The organism is Kitasatospora sp. NPDC004799 (genome assembly GCF_040609095.1).
In the GTDB taxonomy this organism is placed as follows: Bacteria; Actinomycetota; Actinomycetes; order Streptomycetales; family Streptomycetaceae; genus Kitasatospora.
In genome coordinates, this window is the sequence record NZ_JBEXJK010000055.1 from 1 (window position 1) to 16,670 (window position 16,670).

The window sequence follows — 16,670 nt, forward strand, 5'->3', positions numbered from 1 at the left end:
GGCGAGGAGTTGGGGGTCGTCGTCGAAAACGATCTCGGCGGCGGGGCCGAGGGCCTGGTGCAGCATGGCCGCAGACCGCGCGTCGCGGCGAGGTGACCTCGTCGCCGGTGGCGACCACCACGGCGGTGCTGCGGGGCTTCGGCGGCTGCCAGGACCGGCGGGCCTCGGCGGCGGCCTCGGCGAGCCGGGCGCCGGCCGGCTTGACCGTCCGGTCGGTGGTCAACAGGCCGAGGCTGTACTCCAGTTCGGGGAAGTCCGCGAGCGAGCGGTCCACGTCGTGCGAGCACCACCAGGTCACGCCCCACAGGTCCGGGCAGTCCAGGACGGCCTCGACGGTGGCGCCGGTGAACCGGGCCGCGTCCTCGGCCGTGATGTGCGGGGCGGGCGCGCCGACCTCCTGCAGCCAGACCGGGCGGGCCGGGTCGTCCGCCCAGGCCTTGGAGAGCTCGACCAGGTACGCGGCGTGCTGCGCGGTGGCGGTGGAGTGCGCGCCGTAGCGCTGGGCGGTGCCGTTGAACACCCAGGAGTGCACGGCGGTCGCGGCGCCGATCCGGGCCGAGTGCCAGGGGGTGAACGGGTGCTCGTCCAGGTACCAGGCCGCGTCGTAGGAGGCGTGCAGGTGCAGCCGTCCGGGGGCGCCCTGCTCGCAGGCGTCGAGCATCCGGCGCAGCCAGGCCTCCGCCTCGGCGGGGGTGGCCCGGTCCGGGTCGGGGTGCGGGGCGCCGGAGAACTGGTTGATCTCGTTGCCGAGCGTCATCCCGAGGAAGTTGGGCCGCTCGTGCAGCGCCCCGGCGAGGGTGCGCAGGTACGCGGCCTGGCCGTCGAGCGCCTCGGGGTCGGTGAAGAGGTTGCGCCGGTGCCAGGTCTGCGTCCAGGACGGGAGGAAGTCGAAGCTGGACAGGTGGCCCTGCAGGCCGTCCACCGCGACGTCCAGCCCGCGCTCGCCGGCCGCGTCCACCAGGGCCGTCAGCTGCTCGACGGCGCGCGGGCGGATCAGGGTGCGGTTGGGCTGGAAGACCGGCCAGAGCGGGAAGACCCGGACGTGGTCCAGGCCGAGGGCGGCGATGGAGTCGAAGTCGGCGCGCACGGCGTCGAGGTCGAAGTCGAGCCAGTGGTGGAACCAGCCGGCGCTGGGGGTGTAGTTGACGCCGAAGCGGGGAGCGGTGGTCATCCGGATCTTCCTCAACGGGTGTGGGGCGTACGGGCGGTGGGGCTGTCCCTGAACGGGGCTATCCCTTGACGGCTCCCTCCTCGACGCCCTTGAAGAAGAAGCGCTGGCAGACGCCGAACACCACGACGATCGGCAGGAAGGCGATCATGGTGCCGGCCGCGATCAGCCGCGGGTTGGCGGAGAAGGTGCCGTTGAGGTACTGCAGGCCGACGGTGAGGGTGTACTTCTGCGGGTCGTTGAGCACGATCAGCGGCCACAGGAAGTCGTCCCAGGCGCCGATGAAGGTGAAGATCACGATCACGCTGAGCATGCCGCGCACGTTCGGCAGGCCGATGTGCCACAGCCGCTGCCAGACGTTGGCGCCGTCCACCAGCGCGGCCTGGTCCAGCTCGGCCGGGACGGCGGCGAAGGCGGTGCGCATCAGCAGCACGTTGAGCATCGCGATCGAGCCGGGCAGTGCCACGCCGGCCAGGGTGTCGGCCAGGCCGAGGCCGCGCACCAGCACGTACTGGGAGACGATGGTGACCTCGCCGGGCAGGATCAGGGTGGCGAGGAAGAGGCCCAGGACGAGCTTGGCGCCGCGGAAGCGCAGCCGGGCGAGCGCGTAGCCGGCCAGGGTGCAGCCGACCACGTTGCCGGTGATGCAGACCGCGGCGACGATCACCGAGTTGAGCGCGTAGGTCCACACCGGGATGACCTCGGCGACCTTGCCGTAGTTGTCCAGCGTGGGCTGGTCGGGCAGGAAGCTCGGGGTGCGGGTGTAGACGTCCTCGGCGGGGCCCTTGAGGGAGGTGGACAGCTGCCACAGGAAGGGGCCGATGACCACCAGCAGGACCAGCACCAGGAGCAGGTAGCGGACGGCGGTGGCGGCGGTGGAGGGGGTGTTGAAGCCCCGGGCGGGCCTGGCGGCCCGGGCGGGCCCGGTCGCTCCGGCGGGCGCGGTGGCGTCGTCGGGCCCGGTGGCCCTGGTACGGACGGTGGTCACGGGTCAGGCCGCCTTCCGGTTCAGCCGCATGAGGAACAGCATCGGGCCGAGGGTGATGACGAACAGCAGCAGGCTCAGCGCGGAGGCGTAGCCCAGGTGGCCGTTGAAGCCGCGGCTGTACATCTGGATCAGCATCACCACCGACATGTCCCGGCCGCCGGGGCCGCCGAGGCCGTTGGAGAGCACGTACAGCTCGGAGAAGACGCGCAGCGAGCTCACCGAGATCAGCGCGGAGATCAGGATCATGGTCGGGCGCACCCCGGGCAGGGTGACGTGCCGGAACCGGTGCAGCGGGCCGGCGCCGTCCACGGCCGCCGCCTCGTGCAGCTCGCGCGGGACGTTGGCGAGGGCGGACAGGTAGATGACCATGTAGTAGCCGAGGCCCTTCCAGACCGTCAGGCCGATCGCGCTGAACAGCAGCAGCCAGCGGTCGGTCAGGAAGGGGACCGGCGAGTCGGCCAGCCCGGTCTGCCCCAGCAGGCCGTTGACCAGGCCGCGCTCGTCCAGCACCCAGCCCCAGATCAGCGCCACCACGACGGCGGAGGCGATCACCGGGGTGTAGAACGCGGTGCGGAAGAAGGTGATGCCGGGGACCTTCCGCTGCACCAGCAGGGCGAGCAGCAGCGGCAGGACGGTCAGCAGGGGCAGGCAGACCAGCATGAACACGATGCTGTTGAGCAGGGCGTCGGCGAGCTGCTCGTCGTCCAGCAGCCGGCCGTAGTTCTCCAGGCCGGTGAACTGCCCGCCGCCCAGGGGCTTGGCGTTGGTGAAGGACAGGATCACCGTGTTGACGGCCGGCCAGAGGTTGAAGACGGCCAGCCAGAGGATCGCGGGCCCGGCGAGCAGCCAGGGGGTGAACCAACGCCGGTGGGTCATGCCGTTGCCTTCCTGGGGCCGGGGGGTGGTGCGGGTACCTCGCGGTGCGGGTGTTTCGCGGGGAGCGGCGGGTGGGGGAGTCCCGCCGCTCGCGCCGGTACGGGCGGTGCTGCCCGGGTGCCGGGGCTCAGCCCTTGAGCAGCTTGTTGCACTGCTCGACGGCGGTGTCCAGCGCCTGCTTGGAGCTGGTCTCGCCGCTGATGGCCAGCGCGAACTGCTGCTTGATGACGGTGGCCATCGCGTCGTCCACCTCGACGGGCTGGATCAGCTGGGCCTTGGCCAGCGAGGTGAAGGCGATCACCTTGGCGTCGCCCGCGTTGGTGCCGTCGCCCTTGCTGAAGAACGGGTCGTTCGCGGAGGCCTTGGTGGACGGGAACACGCTGGTCAGGTGGGCGAAGGCGGCCTGGTTCTCGGGGCTGGTCACCCAGCGGGCGAGGGCCACGGCGGCGGCCGGGTTCCTGGTGCTCTTCGGGATGGACAGGCCCTGGACGTACAGCGGCGGGGTGCCCATCGCGGTGGAGGGGACGACCTTCGGGGCGAGGGTTGGGTTGTCGGTGGCGAGGCTGGTGATGAAGTTGCCGCCGCCGGTGGTCCAGGCCGCGGTGCCGGAGCTGAAGAGCTTGGAGTTGCCGGCGTAGGTGTCGGTCAGCACCCCGTTCGGCATCAGGCCCTCCTTGAACGCGTCGCGGTACTTGTCGAGCAGCGCGGCGGCCTCGGGGGTGTTGAAGGTGAAGGTCTTCCCGTCCTCGGACATGATCTTCACGCCGATGTTGTACAGGTCCCCGATGCCCGGCTTGCGGCTCATCAGGTAGGCCTGGCCGCCGGACTTCTCCTTCATCACCCGGGCCTGGGCGATCAGCTCGTCCAGGCTGGTCGGGGGCTTCTGCGGGTCCAGGCCGTACTTCGTGAGGAGTTCCGAACTCCAGTAGTTCACATCGGTGTTGAGGTACCACGGGTAGCCGAAGGTGCCCTGGTGGCCGGTGAAGCGGTAGGCGTCCACGCCGCCGGAGACGTACTCCTCGGCGAGCTTGGGGTCGGCCTTGGCGACGTCCAGCAGGACGTCCTTCTTCGCCAGCGGGAAGGCGAAGTCCGGCGGGAGGTTGACCACGTCGGGCAGGGTGCCGGCGGCGGCCTGGCTGAGCACCTTGTCGGAGTAGCCCTCGCCGGGCTGGTCGAGCCACTCGACCTCGACGCCCGGGTACTTCTTCCTGAAGCCGTCGATCACGCCCTGCATGTAGTCGGTGAACTTCGGCTTGAGCGCCCAGGTCTGGAGCGAGACCTTGCCCTTGACCTCGCCGGTGGCGGCCGCACTCGCCACCGCGTCGCTGTCCTTGGTGTCGCCGGAGCCGAGCCCGCAGCCGGTGAGCGCGGCGGTCGCGAGCGCGGTGGTGGTCAGTGCCGCCCAGATTCTTCGCATGAGGGTCTCCCGGTCCTGGGGGTGGGTGGGGGATCGTGCCGAGCTCGGGGGTACGCGCGCTCTCGGGTTGTGTCGGATTCCGCAACCTGACTAACTAAACCGGTCTAGCTGTGTTTGGGACTATGCTCCGCTTCAACTCGGCTGTCAATATGGGCTGGCGGCTGGGGGTGGCGTCAATGTCCAGGGCGGTGCGGCGCTGTGGCCGAGATGCGCGCTGGGCCAAGGCGCCGTCCGCGTGACGCAGAATCATGTTACGGTTACACAGTGTTGCTGGCTGTTCGGGTCAAGCTGATGCCGTCGTCGGATGTGGCGACGGCACTGCGCGACACCCTGTCCACCTGCAACCGAGAGGCCGACCGTATCTCCGAACTGGCTTTCCGTACGGGCGAGAAGTCTCGGAGGGCCTTGCAAGTCGCGGTCTACTCCAAGCTGAAAGGTGCCGGACTGTCCGCGCAGCCTGCGCTGCATGTCATACGCAAGGTCGCCGATGCTTACGCCGCCTTGGCGGCGAACATCCGCGCGGGGAATCTCGGCGGGCCCGGTGGCAAGCGACGCGAGCGCGCCGAGTCCAAACCGATCGTGTTCCGTCCCGATGCCGCGCAGGCATACGACGATCGCTGCCTGTCCTGGCAGTTGGATGATCGGACCGTGAGTATCTGGACCACTGCTGGGCGCATGAAGAGCATCCCCTTCGCATGCTCCTCGGAGGCACTTACGATGCTCCGCGAGCACCGGAAGGGCGAGACCGACCTGGTGGCGCGCGATGGCGCGTTCTACCTGATCGCGACCTGCAGCGTTGTCGAGGCCGAGGTATTCGAGCCGACCGGATGGATCGGCGTGGACCTCGGTATCGCCAACATCGCCACCACCAACACCGGCTACCGTGTCGCCGGACGTGGTCTGAACCGGCACCGCGAACGCATGCAGGGACTGCGGGCCAAGCTGCAGAGGAAGGGCACCAAGTCCGCCAAGCGTGTCCTCAAACGGATCTCCCGCAAGGAGTCCCGCCGTGCCACGGACATCAACCACGTCATCACCAAGCGCATCGTGACCGAGGCTGAACGCACCACCGCCGGGATCGGACTGGAAGACCTGTCCGGCATCCGGCAGCGGGCACGGCTCCGAAAGCCCCAACGGGTTACGCTGCACACCTGGGCCTTCGCCCAGCTCGGCTCCTTTGTCGTCTACAAGGCCAAGCGGGCCGGAATCCCGGTGGTGTACGTCGATCCGGCGTACACCAGCCAGGAATGCTCCGTGTGCCATTACATCGACCGTAGGAATCGGCCCGACCGGGCCGCCTTCGCATGCCGGTCGTGCGGCGTCGTTGCGCACGCCGACCGGAACGCTTCCCGCAACATCGCCCGCCGGGCAGAGGCTGCGTGGAACGCGGGGCGGCAGTCATCCGCCCCTGTCTCCGCACCATAGGGTGCGGAGACTGGACGTGGGAGTCCCCCAACTGCCTGTTGGACGCTACCTGCAAGCTCGGCCCGTCACGGCCGAGTGAAGTTGACGAGAGGAGCCGGGTTCTGTGGGCAGACCGACGATCGCCGACATCGCCCGCCAGGCCGGTGTCTCCAAGGGCGCGGTGTCCTTCGCGCTCAACGGCCGACCGGGCGTGAGCGAGTCGACCAGGGCCCGGATCCTGCGGGTCGCCGAGGAGATGAACTGGCGGCCGCACAGCGCCGCGCGCGCCCTCGGCGGCGCCCGGGCCGACGCCGTCGGCCTGGTGATCGCCCGGCCGGCCCGCACCATCGGCGTCGAGCCGTTCTTCAGCCAACTGCTGTCCGGGCTCCAGGCCGTGCTGTCGGCCAGCTCGATCGCGCTGCACCTGATGGTGGTCGAGGACACCGCCGCCGAGATCGCGGTCTACCGGGGCTGGGCCTCCGAGCACCGGGTGGACGGCTTCATCGTGGTCGACCTCCAGGTCAAGGACCCGCGGCTGCCGGTGCTGGACGAACTCGGGCTGCCCGCGGTGGTGCTGGGCGGGCCCGGCAAGGGCGGCAACCAGCTGCGGATCTGGGCCGACGACCGGGCGGCGATGCTCTCGATCGTCGACTACCTGGCCGCCATCGGGCACCGCCGGATCGCCCACCTCGCCGGGCTGCCGCACTTCCAGCACACCCAGCGGCGGATCCGCGCGCTGCGCGACGCCTCGCGCCGGCTCGGGCTGGAGGAGGCGGTGTCGGTGCCCACCGACTTCAGCGACGCCGAGGGCGCGGCCGCCACCCGGACCCTGCTGTCCCGGGGCCGGCGGCCCACCGCGATCGTCTACGACAGCGACGTGATGGCCGTCGCCGGGCTCGGCGTGGCGGGGGAGATGGGCGTGGCGGTGCCCGGCGAGCTGTCCATCGTCTCCTTCGACGACTCGGTGCTCGCCCGGATCGTCCACCCGCCGCTGACCGCGCTCAGCCGGGACACCTTCGCGCTCGGCGAGCAGGTCGCGCGCAGCCTGCTGGCGGCGCTGGACGAGCCGGGGCCGGGGCGGGACCTGCAGATGCCCACGCCGCGGCTGACCGTGCGGGAGTCCACCTCGCCGCCGGGCGGCGGCCCGGCCGCCGGCTCGCCGGCCCCCTCGTCCTCCGGATCCCCCTCCGGTTCCCCTCCCGGTTCGCCCTCCGGTTCGCCCGCCGGGGTGGATGCTGCGCGCATCGTTGACAGCGGTTCTGAACCGGTTTAGCCTCGCAGCGCCGAGCGGGCCCGTCGGCGCGCTCCGCTCGGGGTGAACCGCTCGGCGCGCTCCGCCGCACCCCGTCCGGCCCCCGCTGCCCGTTGCCGCCCCGCGGCTCCTGCAGTACGTCGAGGAGGCCCGGCAGCGGTGCGACCCCCACGCGATCCAGCACCGGCACGCCCGCATGCAGCCGGGCCCGTCCGCGACGACGGGCCCGCCCCGCCCTCCTCCGCTCGATCGGAGCCACCGCATGTCACGACGCCTCCCCCTGCTGCTCAGCGCCGCCCTCGCGACGGCCGCGCTGACCACCGTCCCCGCGGCCTGGGCCGACCCGGTACCGGCCGCGGCGCCCGCCGCCACCGCTGGCCCGGGCGGCCAGCCCTTCGCCTCGTACTGGTATCCCAACGGCATCCTGAACTGGGACCCGGCCACCGACCCGGACGCCCGCTTCAATCGCTCCCGCGTCCCGCTCCAGCCGCGCACCAGCGACCCGGCGCTGCGGGCCAACCCCAACGCCCGCACCGGCGAGGGGAAGATCGCCTCGCTGGTCTCCTTCGGTCCCACCTCCAACAACCCCTCGCAGGGCTCCGCCGACCCGAACTACTACGCCTTCGGCTACTGGCAGTACGTCGACAAGCTGGTGTTCTGGGGCGGCTCGGCCGGTGAGGGCCTGATCCTCGCCCCCAACCCGACCGTGATCGACGCCGCCCACCGCAACGGCGTCAAGGTCTACGGCACCGTCTTCTTCCCGCCCGGCGCGTACGGCGGCCAGCTCCAGTGGGTGCGCGACTTCGTCCAGAAGTCCGGCAGCCGCTACCCCGTCGCCGACAAGCTCGTCCAGGCCGCGCAGTACTACGGCTTCGACGGCTGGTTCATCAACCAGGAGACCGGCGGCGGCGATTCGGCCCTGGCGGGCGAGGTGCGCAGCCTGATGCAGTACACCAAGGCGCAGAGCGGCACCGAGTTCATGTGGTACGACGCGATGACCACCTCCGGCGCGGTCAACTGGCAGAACGCCCTCACCTCGGCCAACTCGCCGTTCCTGCAAGAGGGTTCGAAGAGCACCTCGGACTCGATGTTCCTGAACTTCAACTGGTCGGCGAGCGGCCTGAACTCCTCCCGGGCGCTGGCCCGGCAGCTCGGCCGCAGCGAGTACGAGCTCTACTCCGGGATCGACACCGAGGCCAACGGCTACAACACCGGCGTGAACTGGGCCGGCCTCTTCCCGCCCGGGCAGCCGCACACCACCTCGCTCGGCCTGTACCGCCCGGAATGGACCTGGAAGTCGGCCACCGACCGCGCCGACTTCTACGCCAAGGACGCCCGCTACTGGGTCGGCGCCAACAACGACCCGTCCCGGACCGACCTCTCGTCGAGTTGGCCCGGCCTGGCCGGCTACGTCGCCGAGTCCTCGCCGATCATCGCCAAGCCCTTCGTCACCACCTTCGACACCGGGCAGGGCGACTTCTACAACGCGGCCGGCACCCGGGTCGCCACCGGCGGCTGGAACAACCTGTCGCTCCAGGACGTCCCGCCCACCTACCGCTGGGTGGTCGAGTCGAGCGGCAGCAGGCTCACCCCGTCCGTCGACTTCACCGACGCCTACCAGGGCGGCTCCGCGCTGCGGCTGAGCGGGAAGCTGGACGCCGCCAACACCGTCCGGCTGTACCAGACCAGGCTGCCGGTCGCCGCGAACACCAGGCTGGACCTGGTGGTCAAGGCCCCAACCGCCGGGCCGACCAAGCTGAAGGCCGCCGTCTCCTTCACCGACGCGCCGGGCGGCTTCACCACGATCGACGTCGGCGCCAACTCCGGTACCGGCTGGGAGCGGCACACCCTCGACCTCTCCCCGTACGCAGGCCGCACCGTCGCCCAGGTCGCCCTGCGAGTGGAGGGCAGCGACCCGGCGTACGACCTGCGGATCGGCCAACTCGCCCTCTACGACGGCTCGGTGGAGACCCCGTCGGCGCCGTCCGGCCTCACCGTGCTCGGCGCGGCCGACGTGACGCCCGGCGCCGGCCAGTCCCTGCGGCTGTCCTGGACGGCGGCGAGCGGCGGCAACGTGCACCACTACGAGGTGTACCGGCGCAACGCGGACGGCAGCCGCACCTTCCTCGGCGCCACGCCCAACGACGCGTACTTCGTCGGGCGGCTCGACCGGGCCGGCGGCGAGAACGCCACCACGCTGGACGTCGAGGCGGTGTCCACCACCTACGGGCGCTCGACCGCCGCCTCCACCGCGGTGGGCTGGACCGGCACCCCGCCGACCTCCACCAACCTGGCGCTCAACCGCCCGGCCACCGCCTCCGGCCAGTGCAACGCGAACGAGGGCCCGGCCAAGGCCGTCAACGGCAGCGTCAGCGGCGGGACCGGCGACAAGTGGTGCACCCTGACCGCCGCCAAGTCGCTGGAGGTGGACCTCGGTTCGGAGAAGCAGCTGTCGAAGTTCGTGGTCAAGCACGCCGCGGCCGGCGGCGAGAGCGCCGCGTACAACACCCGCGACTTCAGCGTCCAGGTGCGGTCCAGCACCGGCGACGCCTGGACGACGGTCGCCGACGTCACCGGCAACACGGCCGGCACCACCACCCATCCGGTGACCACCACCGCCCGCTACGTCCGGCTGGTGATCACCGCACCCACCCAGAGCACCGACCCGGCCGCCCGCATCTACGAGTTCGAGGCCTGGGGCGCGTAGCCCCGTCGCTCTTCGAGGAAGGAAGCCCCCGTGCCGGTCACCATCACCGCCGTCGAGAGCACCGACCTGTTCGTCGGCCCCGAGGACGCCCCGCGCCAAGTGCTGCGGGTGCGGCTGGAGGGCCCGGCCGCCCGGATCACCGTCAGCGGCCCGGGCGTCCGCGGCGAGGCGACCGGCACGGGGCCGGTCGAGGTCCCGCTGGAGGTCACGGGCGCCGCGCCGGGGGACCGGCTCCCGGTCACCGTGCGCGCCGAGGGGGCCTCGGTCGAGGCCTCGCTGGAGGTGGCCGAGCCCGGGTGGACGATGTTCCTGGTCTCGCACTTCCACTACGACCCGGTCTGGTGGAACACCCAGGCCGCCTACACCTCCCCGTGGGAGCTGCTCTCCGCCGACGCCACCACCCGGCCGCTGTGGGAGCGCAACGGCTTCGCCCTCGTCGACGCGCACATGGACCTCGCCCTGCGGGACCCGGTGTACAAGTTCGTGCTCGCCGAAGTCGACTACCTGAAACCCTACTTCGACCAGAACCCGGAGCGCCGCGCGACGCTGAGGCAGCTGCTGGAACGCGGCCAGGTCGAACTCGTCGGCGGCACCTACAACGAGCCGAACACCAACCTGACCGGCGCCGAGAGCACCATCCGCAACATCGTCCACGGCATCGGCTACCAGCGCGACGTCCTCGGCGGCGACCCGCGAACCGCCTGGCAGCTCGACGTGTTCGGGCACGACCCGCAGTTCCCCGGCCACCTCGCCGCGGCCGGCCTGACCGGCAGCGCCTGGGCGCGCGGGCCCTTCCACCAGTGGGGCCCGATCCAGAAGAACTTCCGCGAGGCCAAGGACGACGCCCGGGTGATGCAGTTCCCGAGCGAGTTCGAGTGGATCGCCCCCGGCGGCGAGGGCGTGCTCACCCACTACATGCCGCACCACTACTCGGCCGGCTGGTGGATGGACTCCTCGCCCGACCTCGCCACCGCCGAACAGGCCGTCTACGAGCTGTACTCGAAGCTCAAGCCGGTGGGCGCGACCAAGAACCTGCTGCTGCCGGTGGGGACGGACTACACCCCGCCGAACAAGTGGGTCACCGAGATCCACCGCTCCTGGGCCGCCAAGTACCTCTGGCCCCGGTTCGTCTGCGCCACCCCGCGCGACTTCCTCGACGCCGTCCGCGCCGAACTCGCCGCCACCGGGCGCCGGCCCAGCCCGCAGACCCGCGACATGAACCCGGTGTACACCGGCAAGGACGTCTCGTACATCGACACCAAGCAGGCCCAACGGGCCGGCGAGGTCGCGGCCGTGGACGCGGAGAAGCTCGCCACGCTCGCCGCCGTCCACGGCCTCGGCCGCTACCCGAGCGCCGCCCTGGACAAGGTCTGGCGCCAACTCGCCTACGGCGCGCACCACGACGCGATCACCGGCTCCGAGTCCGACCAGGTGTACCTGGACCTGCTCGGCGGCTGGCGGGAGGCGTACGACCTGGCCTCCGGCGTCCGGGGCGCGGCGCTGGACGCCCTCGCCGCCCGGATCTCCACGGTGGGGGCGGGCTCGGCCGTCGTGGTCACCAACACGCTCTCCTTCGACCGGACCGACCTGGTCGCCGTCGAACTGCCCTCCGGCGTCAGGGCGGTGAAGGTGCTGGACGACCGGGGCGAGGAGGTGCCGAGCGCCGTCGACCGGGGAACGCTGCGCTTCCTGGCCGCCGACGTGCCCGCGCTCGGCTGGCGCACCTGGCGGCTGGTGGAGGGCGCCGCGTCGCGGCCGTGGACAGCGGCTCCGGGTGTGACGATCGGGAACGACCGCTACCGCGTCACCGCCGACCCGGCCCGCGGCGGTGGCCTGACCTCGGTGTGGGACCTGCTGCACGAACGGGAGTTGGTCCAGGACGGCCGGGTCGGCAACGAGCTGCGGGTGTACGAGGAGTACCCGCAGCACCCCGACTTCGGCGAGGGCCCCTGGCACCTGGTGCCCAGCGGTCCGGTGGTCGGCTCCGGGGACGGTGCGGCGTCGGTCCGCCGGGAGACCGGGCCGCTCGGCGAGCGCCTGGTGATCGAGGGCACGGTCGACTCGGTGCGGTACGAGCAGACCGTCACGCTCTGGCGCGGCCTCGACCGGGTGGACTGCCGCACCCGGGTGATGGACTACTCCGGTGCCGACCGGCTGCTGCGGCTGCGCTTCCCGGTGGACGTCCCCGGCGGCCTGCCGGTCAGCGAGGTCGCGGGCGCGGTCGTCGGGCGCGGCTTCGCGATGCCGGACGTGGACTCGGCGGAGGCGCCGTGGACCCTGGACAACCCCGCCAACACCTGGTTCGGGCTCGGCGCCACCGCGCGGGTGGACCTCACCGACCCGGCGGGAGCGGTGATCGGCTCGCGCGCCCTCGGCGTGGCGGAGGTGGTCGTCCCCACGCTGGACGACGCGGCCGACGCCCGTCCGCTGGTCGTCGCGCTCGCCCGGGTCGGCGTCACCGCCACCACCTCGGGGGCGGACTGGGCGCGGTACGGCTGGCTGGAGGTGGACTCCAACCTGCCGGACTTCCGGATCGTGGTCGGCTCGCCCGAAGCCAACCCGGTGGCACGGCAGTTGATCGCCGGCGCGGGGGAGGAGTACGCGGCCGTCCTGAAGGCGTACGGCGCGGTGTGGGTGCCCGCTCGCACCCCGCTGGCCGAGGTCTGGCGCCCGGACGCCGACCTGCGCGACCTGCGGGCGCTGCCGGCGCTCGTCGTCGCCGACGCCTCCGCCCTGGTCGAGGACCTGGCCGACGCCCGGATCACCGCCGTCTGCCCGTCCGCCGTGTCGGACCGACTGGCCGATCAGACCGTGGCGTTGCTGAGCTTCGGACTGCCCGGCTTCGCCGTCGACGTCACCGGCGCCCTGCACCTGTCGCTGATGCGCTCCTGCACCGGCTGGCCCTCGGGCGTCTGGATCGACCCGCCCCGGCGTACCCTGCCCGACGGGGCGTCCTTCCAACTTCAGCACTGGACCCATGAGTTCAGCTACGCGCTGGTGGGCGGGGACGGCGACTGGCGCTCGCAGACGCTGCCTGCCCGGGGCCAGGATTTCAACCATCCGCTGTACGCCCGGATCGCGCCGGCGCAGGAGGGGCCGCTGCCGGCCGCCGTGTCCTGGCTGCGGGTCGAGCCGCAGCGCGAGGTGCTGCTCGGCGCGCTCAAGCCGGCCGGCAACCCGATCGCGCACGGTTCGGCGGCGCCGGTCGGGCCCGAACTGGCCCTCCGGCTGGGCGAGTCCACCGGCCTCGGGCGGACGGCGCGGCTCGCCGGCGCACTCGGGCTGGGCTCCTTCCGGTCCGCTGACCTGCTGGAACGGCCCCTTCCCCCTGGTGGAGCCCCTCTCGACCTCGCCGGTTCGCAGATCGCCACCCTGCTCGCGACCCCCGCCGTCTCGGCGCCGTCGGGCTCGACGGACCTCGGCCCGGCGGCCGAGATCGCCCAACCCGTCCACGCCCGTTACTGGTTGCACAACCGAGGCCCGGCCCCGCTCGGCTACCTGCCGGTGTCCGTCGGCGCCTCGCCCGGACTGCTCCGGACGGCGGGGGAGCCGGTGACGCTGTCGGTCGTCCTCTCCTCCCAGCTCCGGGACGCCGCCGTCGAGGGCACGGCGCTGGTGCTGCCGCCGGAGGGCTGGACGACCAGCCGCGGCAGCCGCCCGTACCGGCTCGCGCCCGACGGCCACCTGCGCTTCCCGGTCACTCTCACGCCGCCGGCCGACGCCGAACCCGGACTGTACTTCGCCGCCGTCCGGATCGAGCACGACGGGCAGCGGATCGAGGACGTGGTGACCATCGCCGTCGGCGACCTGCCCGACCTGCTGCCCGTCCCCGGCGACGCCCCCGAGGACTGGACCGCCGCCCAGGGCACCAAGGCCACGCGCGGCCGTGACACCGGCCTGGACGTCGCCGTCTCCCACGAGACCCTGCGCGTCGCCCCCGGCGGCCGCACCGCCCTCTCCCTCACCCTCACCAACCGCACGCGCGGCGAGATCCGGGGCGAGCTCCAGCTCGTCTCCCCGTGGGGCACCTGGGAGGCCATCCCCGATCCCGTCCGGGGCTTCATCGTCCCGGCCGGCTCGTCCTCGGTGGTCGAATTCGCCGTCGCCGCACCCGAATCCACCAACCCGGGTTCGTACTGGGCCCTGGCGAAGGTGATGTGGTTCGGCCGCTGCCAGTACGCCCCGACCGTCGCCCTGGTGGTGGAGGCATGACCCTCGGTCTCCTCGACGGGCGCCCGCTCCCCCGTACGGCGCTCGACCGCCGTCTTGCCGCCCTCCGCACCGGTCCGCGCTCCACCGCCCTGCCGCAGGAGGGCAGTTCGGAGGACCGCCAGCTCACCCGCTGGGTCGCCCAGGTGCTCCTCACCGAGGCCCTCTGCGAGGCGGTGGCCGCCGAGCGCGACCTGCCCGTGGCCTCTGACGGTCCTGCCCGCCTCGACCAGCAGGCCGCCGTCGAACTCGGCTCCATCACCGCGGCCGCGTTCGAGGGCAGCGCCGCCGTCCGTGCTGTCTACGAGGCCGTCACAGCCACCATCGAGCCCGCACCGGAGGACGTCGCCCACTACCGCACCATGACCACCCGCCCACCATCGGAACGCTGGCACCTCGCCCTCCCCGACGGCCAACTCGAAGCCGATCCCGCGACCCTCCCGACAGCCCTCGCCGAAGCCCTCCGCACGGCCCCACCCGGCGCATGGGTCACCGTCGGCTCCTGGAAGGCCGCCCTCCTCGCTGTGACCGCGCTGCCGGAGCCGGCCGACCCTACCCCGGCCCTCCGAGACGCCGCCCGCCGCGCCGCCTTCGTCCGCTGGCTCGACCGCGAACGCGCCCAACGCCTCACCCTGGTCGAGGGGTTGGAACACCCGGGCGACCCCGCCCAACCCGACAACCACCACCGCCACTGAGATCCCCGGCCAAGCCCGCCGCGCTCGCCAACGAGCGCGGCGGGCAAAGCCGGTCCGCACCTGGCGCGGCTGTTCATCAGCGAAGGCGACGGACCATCACCGCGTAGAGCGGGGCGTCTTCGAACGGACGGTGCTCGCCGACCTTCTCGTACGCCCAGCGCTCGTACATGGCCTGGACACGGGGGTGGGTGACGTCGACGTAGAGCACGGCGATCGCCTCGTCCCGTCCGGACAGCAGTGCCTCGTGGGTCTGTTCGGCGATGCCCAGCTTCCGCCAGTCCGGACGCACCATGACCTCCGACACGGCGAAGGTCGACGTGTCGGCGGGCGGCGGCATGTGCTGACGCCACCACTCCCGGCCGTCCTCCTGCGGGGCGCCGTAGGAGTAGCCCACCGGCTCCGAGCCGTCATAGGCCATGACGCAGCTGTAGCCGGGGCGGGACGTCCAGTGCTCGGCGAACCAGGGAAAGCGCTGGACGAACGGGTCGTCGGCCTGGTCCCGGTAGGCGTCCGCATGGACGTCGACGAGGAGCTGCGCGTGGCCTGCGGGCAGGCTGCCGGCCTCGTAGCGGCGGAGGGTTATCGTCACTGGGCTTCTCCCTGGGCACGGATCCGGTCGGTCCACTCTCGCGTAACCGCGGAGGTCGGCGCCAGGGTGATCAGGCCGCGGTGGAAGTCGCCGAGGAGGGTACGCAGCCTCGGCGGTAGCTGGTCGTCGCTCATCAGCACGTACACGCTGGTGGCTGTGGCGGCGGCCTGTTCGATCTCTCCCTGCCCGAGCTGGGCGAGCGCGAGACGGGCGGTGGCGGAGGCACGGTTGCGGCGGAACTGTGGGGAGATCCCGGCCAGGGCGCGATGTGATGCGCTCTCGGCCTCCGCGCTGTTGCCGAGGTGCTGGTGGACGACGGCACTCAGCGCGAACAGTTCGGCCGGCCCGTAGAAGTCGGTCCAGGTGGGACGTTCGCGGCCGTCCGCGCGGCCCAGCGCATCGCGGGCTTGGCCGAGGCAGCGCAGTGCGGCCTGCCGGTCGCCTGCGGTGGAGTGGGCGATGGCGGCCCGGGCGTGTGCGAGGGAGGCGAGGAGCGGGTCGCGGCGGGACGCCTGGGCGTTCTGGGCGGCCCAGGCGGCTGACAGGGCAGCCCCGGGCTTGTTGCGCTGGTAGCCGACCATGGAGAGGCAGTTGAAGACCCGCATCGCGGTCACGTGGTCGCTTCCGAGGCCTGCGAGGCGCAGGGCCGTCTCGAAGTGCCGTTCGGCGTCGTCCAAGCGGCGGTCATCGATGCACGAGAACGCGGCGGTGGCGGTGTAGTCGGCGGCGAGGCTGTAGAGACGCCTTCGTACGCTGTCGCTGATCGTCCTCTCCACCTTGCCGAGCGCTTGTTCGGAACCGGTCAGCGCGGCTGCCTCAAGCGATCCGTGTCTGCCACGGTGGTCATCGAGCGCGGTGAGGGCGCGGAGACTCTCCTGGAGCCGGTCGACGTCAGTGTGGCCGACGGCCTGGCCGCGTGAGGTGATCGCGGTGGGGAGAGCGGCAGCGGCCGATGCGGCGAGCAAGTCGCGGCGGAGCACAGGTTCCTCCGGTAGCACTCGGGACCGGGTGGTCCGGGGCGGGATGAAGCCGAGCTGCTCAGGCGTGCGCTTCAGCGCGCGCTGGAGCGCGGTACGGATTCTGCCCTGAGGCCATCGGGACTGTCCGGAGAGCCAGGTGGCCACCGTTCTCACCGTGAGGGTTCCCGGGCATCCGAGCGCGACGAGTTCGTGGTTGATCAGGCGCGCCAGATCGGCCCGTGTGAGGCCTAGATCGGCCATGACGGCGCGCAGTTCGGGATTGCCCACCATGGGCCCAGCGTATCCCTGTGGTCACTCAGGGTGCAGGCGCATGGGTAAAGAGTGGGTCAGTTTTTCCCTCCATGGGTGCCCGCGAGGGCCAGGTTCTTCACTCGCCATGGATGAC

General features: G+C 72.0%; 11 protein-coding genes. 5 read left to right on the plus strand and 6 right to left on the minus strand.

Annotated features, from left to right (window positions below; translation table 11 throughout):
• The 4 genes from ABZW03_RS10405 to ABZW03_RS10420 form a co-directional block, all read right to left on the minus strand.
• Window positions 1-1,171, minus strand: a 1,171-nt coding sequence (locus ABZW03_RS10405; RefSeq protein WP_355254650.1) for a glycosyl hydrolase, incomplete at its 3' end; no start/stop codon positions are given.
• A gap of 58 nt (window positions 1,172-1,229) precedes the next feature.
• Window positions 1,230-2,021, minus strand: coding sequence for a carbohydrate ABC transporter permease (locus tag ABZW03_RS10410; protein WP_355254692.1), 792 nt, complete (start codon window positions 2,019-2,021; stop codon window positions 1,230-1,232).
• A 138-nt stretch (window positions 2,022-2,159) separates the two neighbouring features.
• Complete coding sequence (locus ABZW03_RS10415; RefSeq protein WP_355254652.1) at window positions 2,160-3,032, minus strand: sugar ABC transporter permease; 873 nt, start codon at window positions 3,030-3,032, stop codon at window positions 2,160-2,162.
• A gap of 127 nt (window positions 3,033-3,159) precedes the next feature.
• A complete protein-coding gene (locus ABZW03_RS10420; protein ID WP_355254654.1) occupies window positions 3,160-4,449 on the minus strand; it encodes a sugar ABC transporter substrate-binding protein in 1,290 nt (429 codons plus the stop codon).
• A 264-nt stretch (window positions 4,450-4,713) separates the two neighbouring features.
• On the opposite strand from ABZW03_RS10420, the gene ABZW03_RS10425 reads away from it, so the two are divergent.
• From ABZW03_RS10425 to ABZW03_RS10445, 5 genes are all read left to right on the plus strand, one after another.
• Window positions 4,714-5,874, plus strand: coding sequence for a transposase (locus ABZW03_RS10425; protein ID WP_355254656.1), 1,161 nt, complete (start codon window positions 4,714-4,716; stop codon window positions 5,872-5,874).
• A gap of 103 nt (window positions 5,875-5,977) precedes the next feature.
• The gene (locus ABZW03_RS10430; protein ID WP_355254658.1) at window positions 5,978-7,126 is read left to right on the plus strand and encodes a LacI family DNA-binding transcriptional regulator; all 1,149 of its coding nucleotides are present in this window, start codon (window positions 5,978-5,980) and stop codon (window positions 7,124-7,126) included.
• Window positions 7,127-7,367: 241 nt separating this feature from the next.
• Window positions 7,368-9,812 (plus strand): discoidin domain-containing protein, encoded by a 2,445-nt coding sequence (locus ABZW03_RS10435; protein ID WP_355254660.1) that lies wholly within the window; start codon window positions 7,368-7,370, stop codon window positions 9,810-9,812.
• 30 nt (window positions 9,813-9,842) lie between these two features.
• Complete coding sequence (locus tag ABZW03_RS10440) at window positions 9,843-14,024, plus strand: NEW3 domain-containing protein (RefSeq protein ID WP_355254662.1); 4,182 nt, start codon at window positions 9,843-9,845, stop codon at window positions 14,022-14,024.
• Window positions 14,021-14,716 carry a hypothetical protein gene (locus ABZW03_RS10445; protein ID WP_355254664.1) on the plus strand — a complete coding sequence of 232 codons (696 nt, stop codon included), beginning with the start codon at window positions 14,021-14,023 and terminating at the stop codon, window positions 14,714-14,716. The genes ABZW03_RS10440 and ABZW03_RS10445 overlap by 4 nt, the downstream gene beginning before the upstream one ends.
• Before the next feature lie 76 nt (window positions 14,717-14,792).
• Here ABZW03_RS10445 and ABZW03_RS10450 read toward each other — a convergent pair whose 3' ends face one another.
• Entirely contained in the window at window positions 14,793-15,305 is a 513-nt protein-coding gene (locus ABZW03_RS10450; protein WP_355254666.1) for a GNAT family N-acetyltransferase, read from the minus strand.
• Window positions 15,302-16,555: an XRE family transcriptional regulator gene (locus tag ABZW03_RS10455; protein ID WP_355254668.1), complete on the minus strand. Its 1,254-nt coding sequence runs from the start codon at window positions 16,553-16,555 to the stop codon at window positions 15,302-15,304. The genes ABZW03_RS10450 and ABZW03_RS10455 overlap by 4 nt, the downstream gene beginning before the upstream one ends.
• Window positions 16,556-16,670 lie beyond the last annotated feature (115 nt).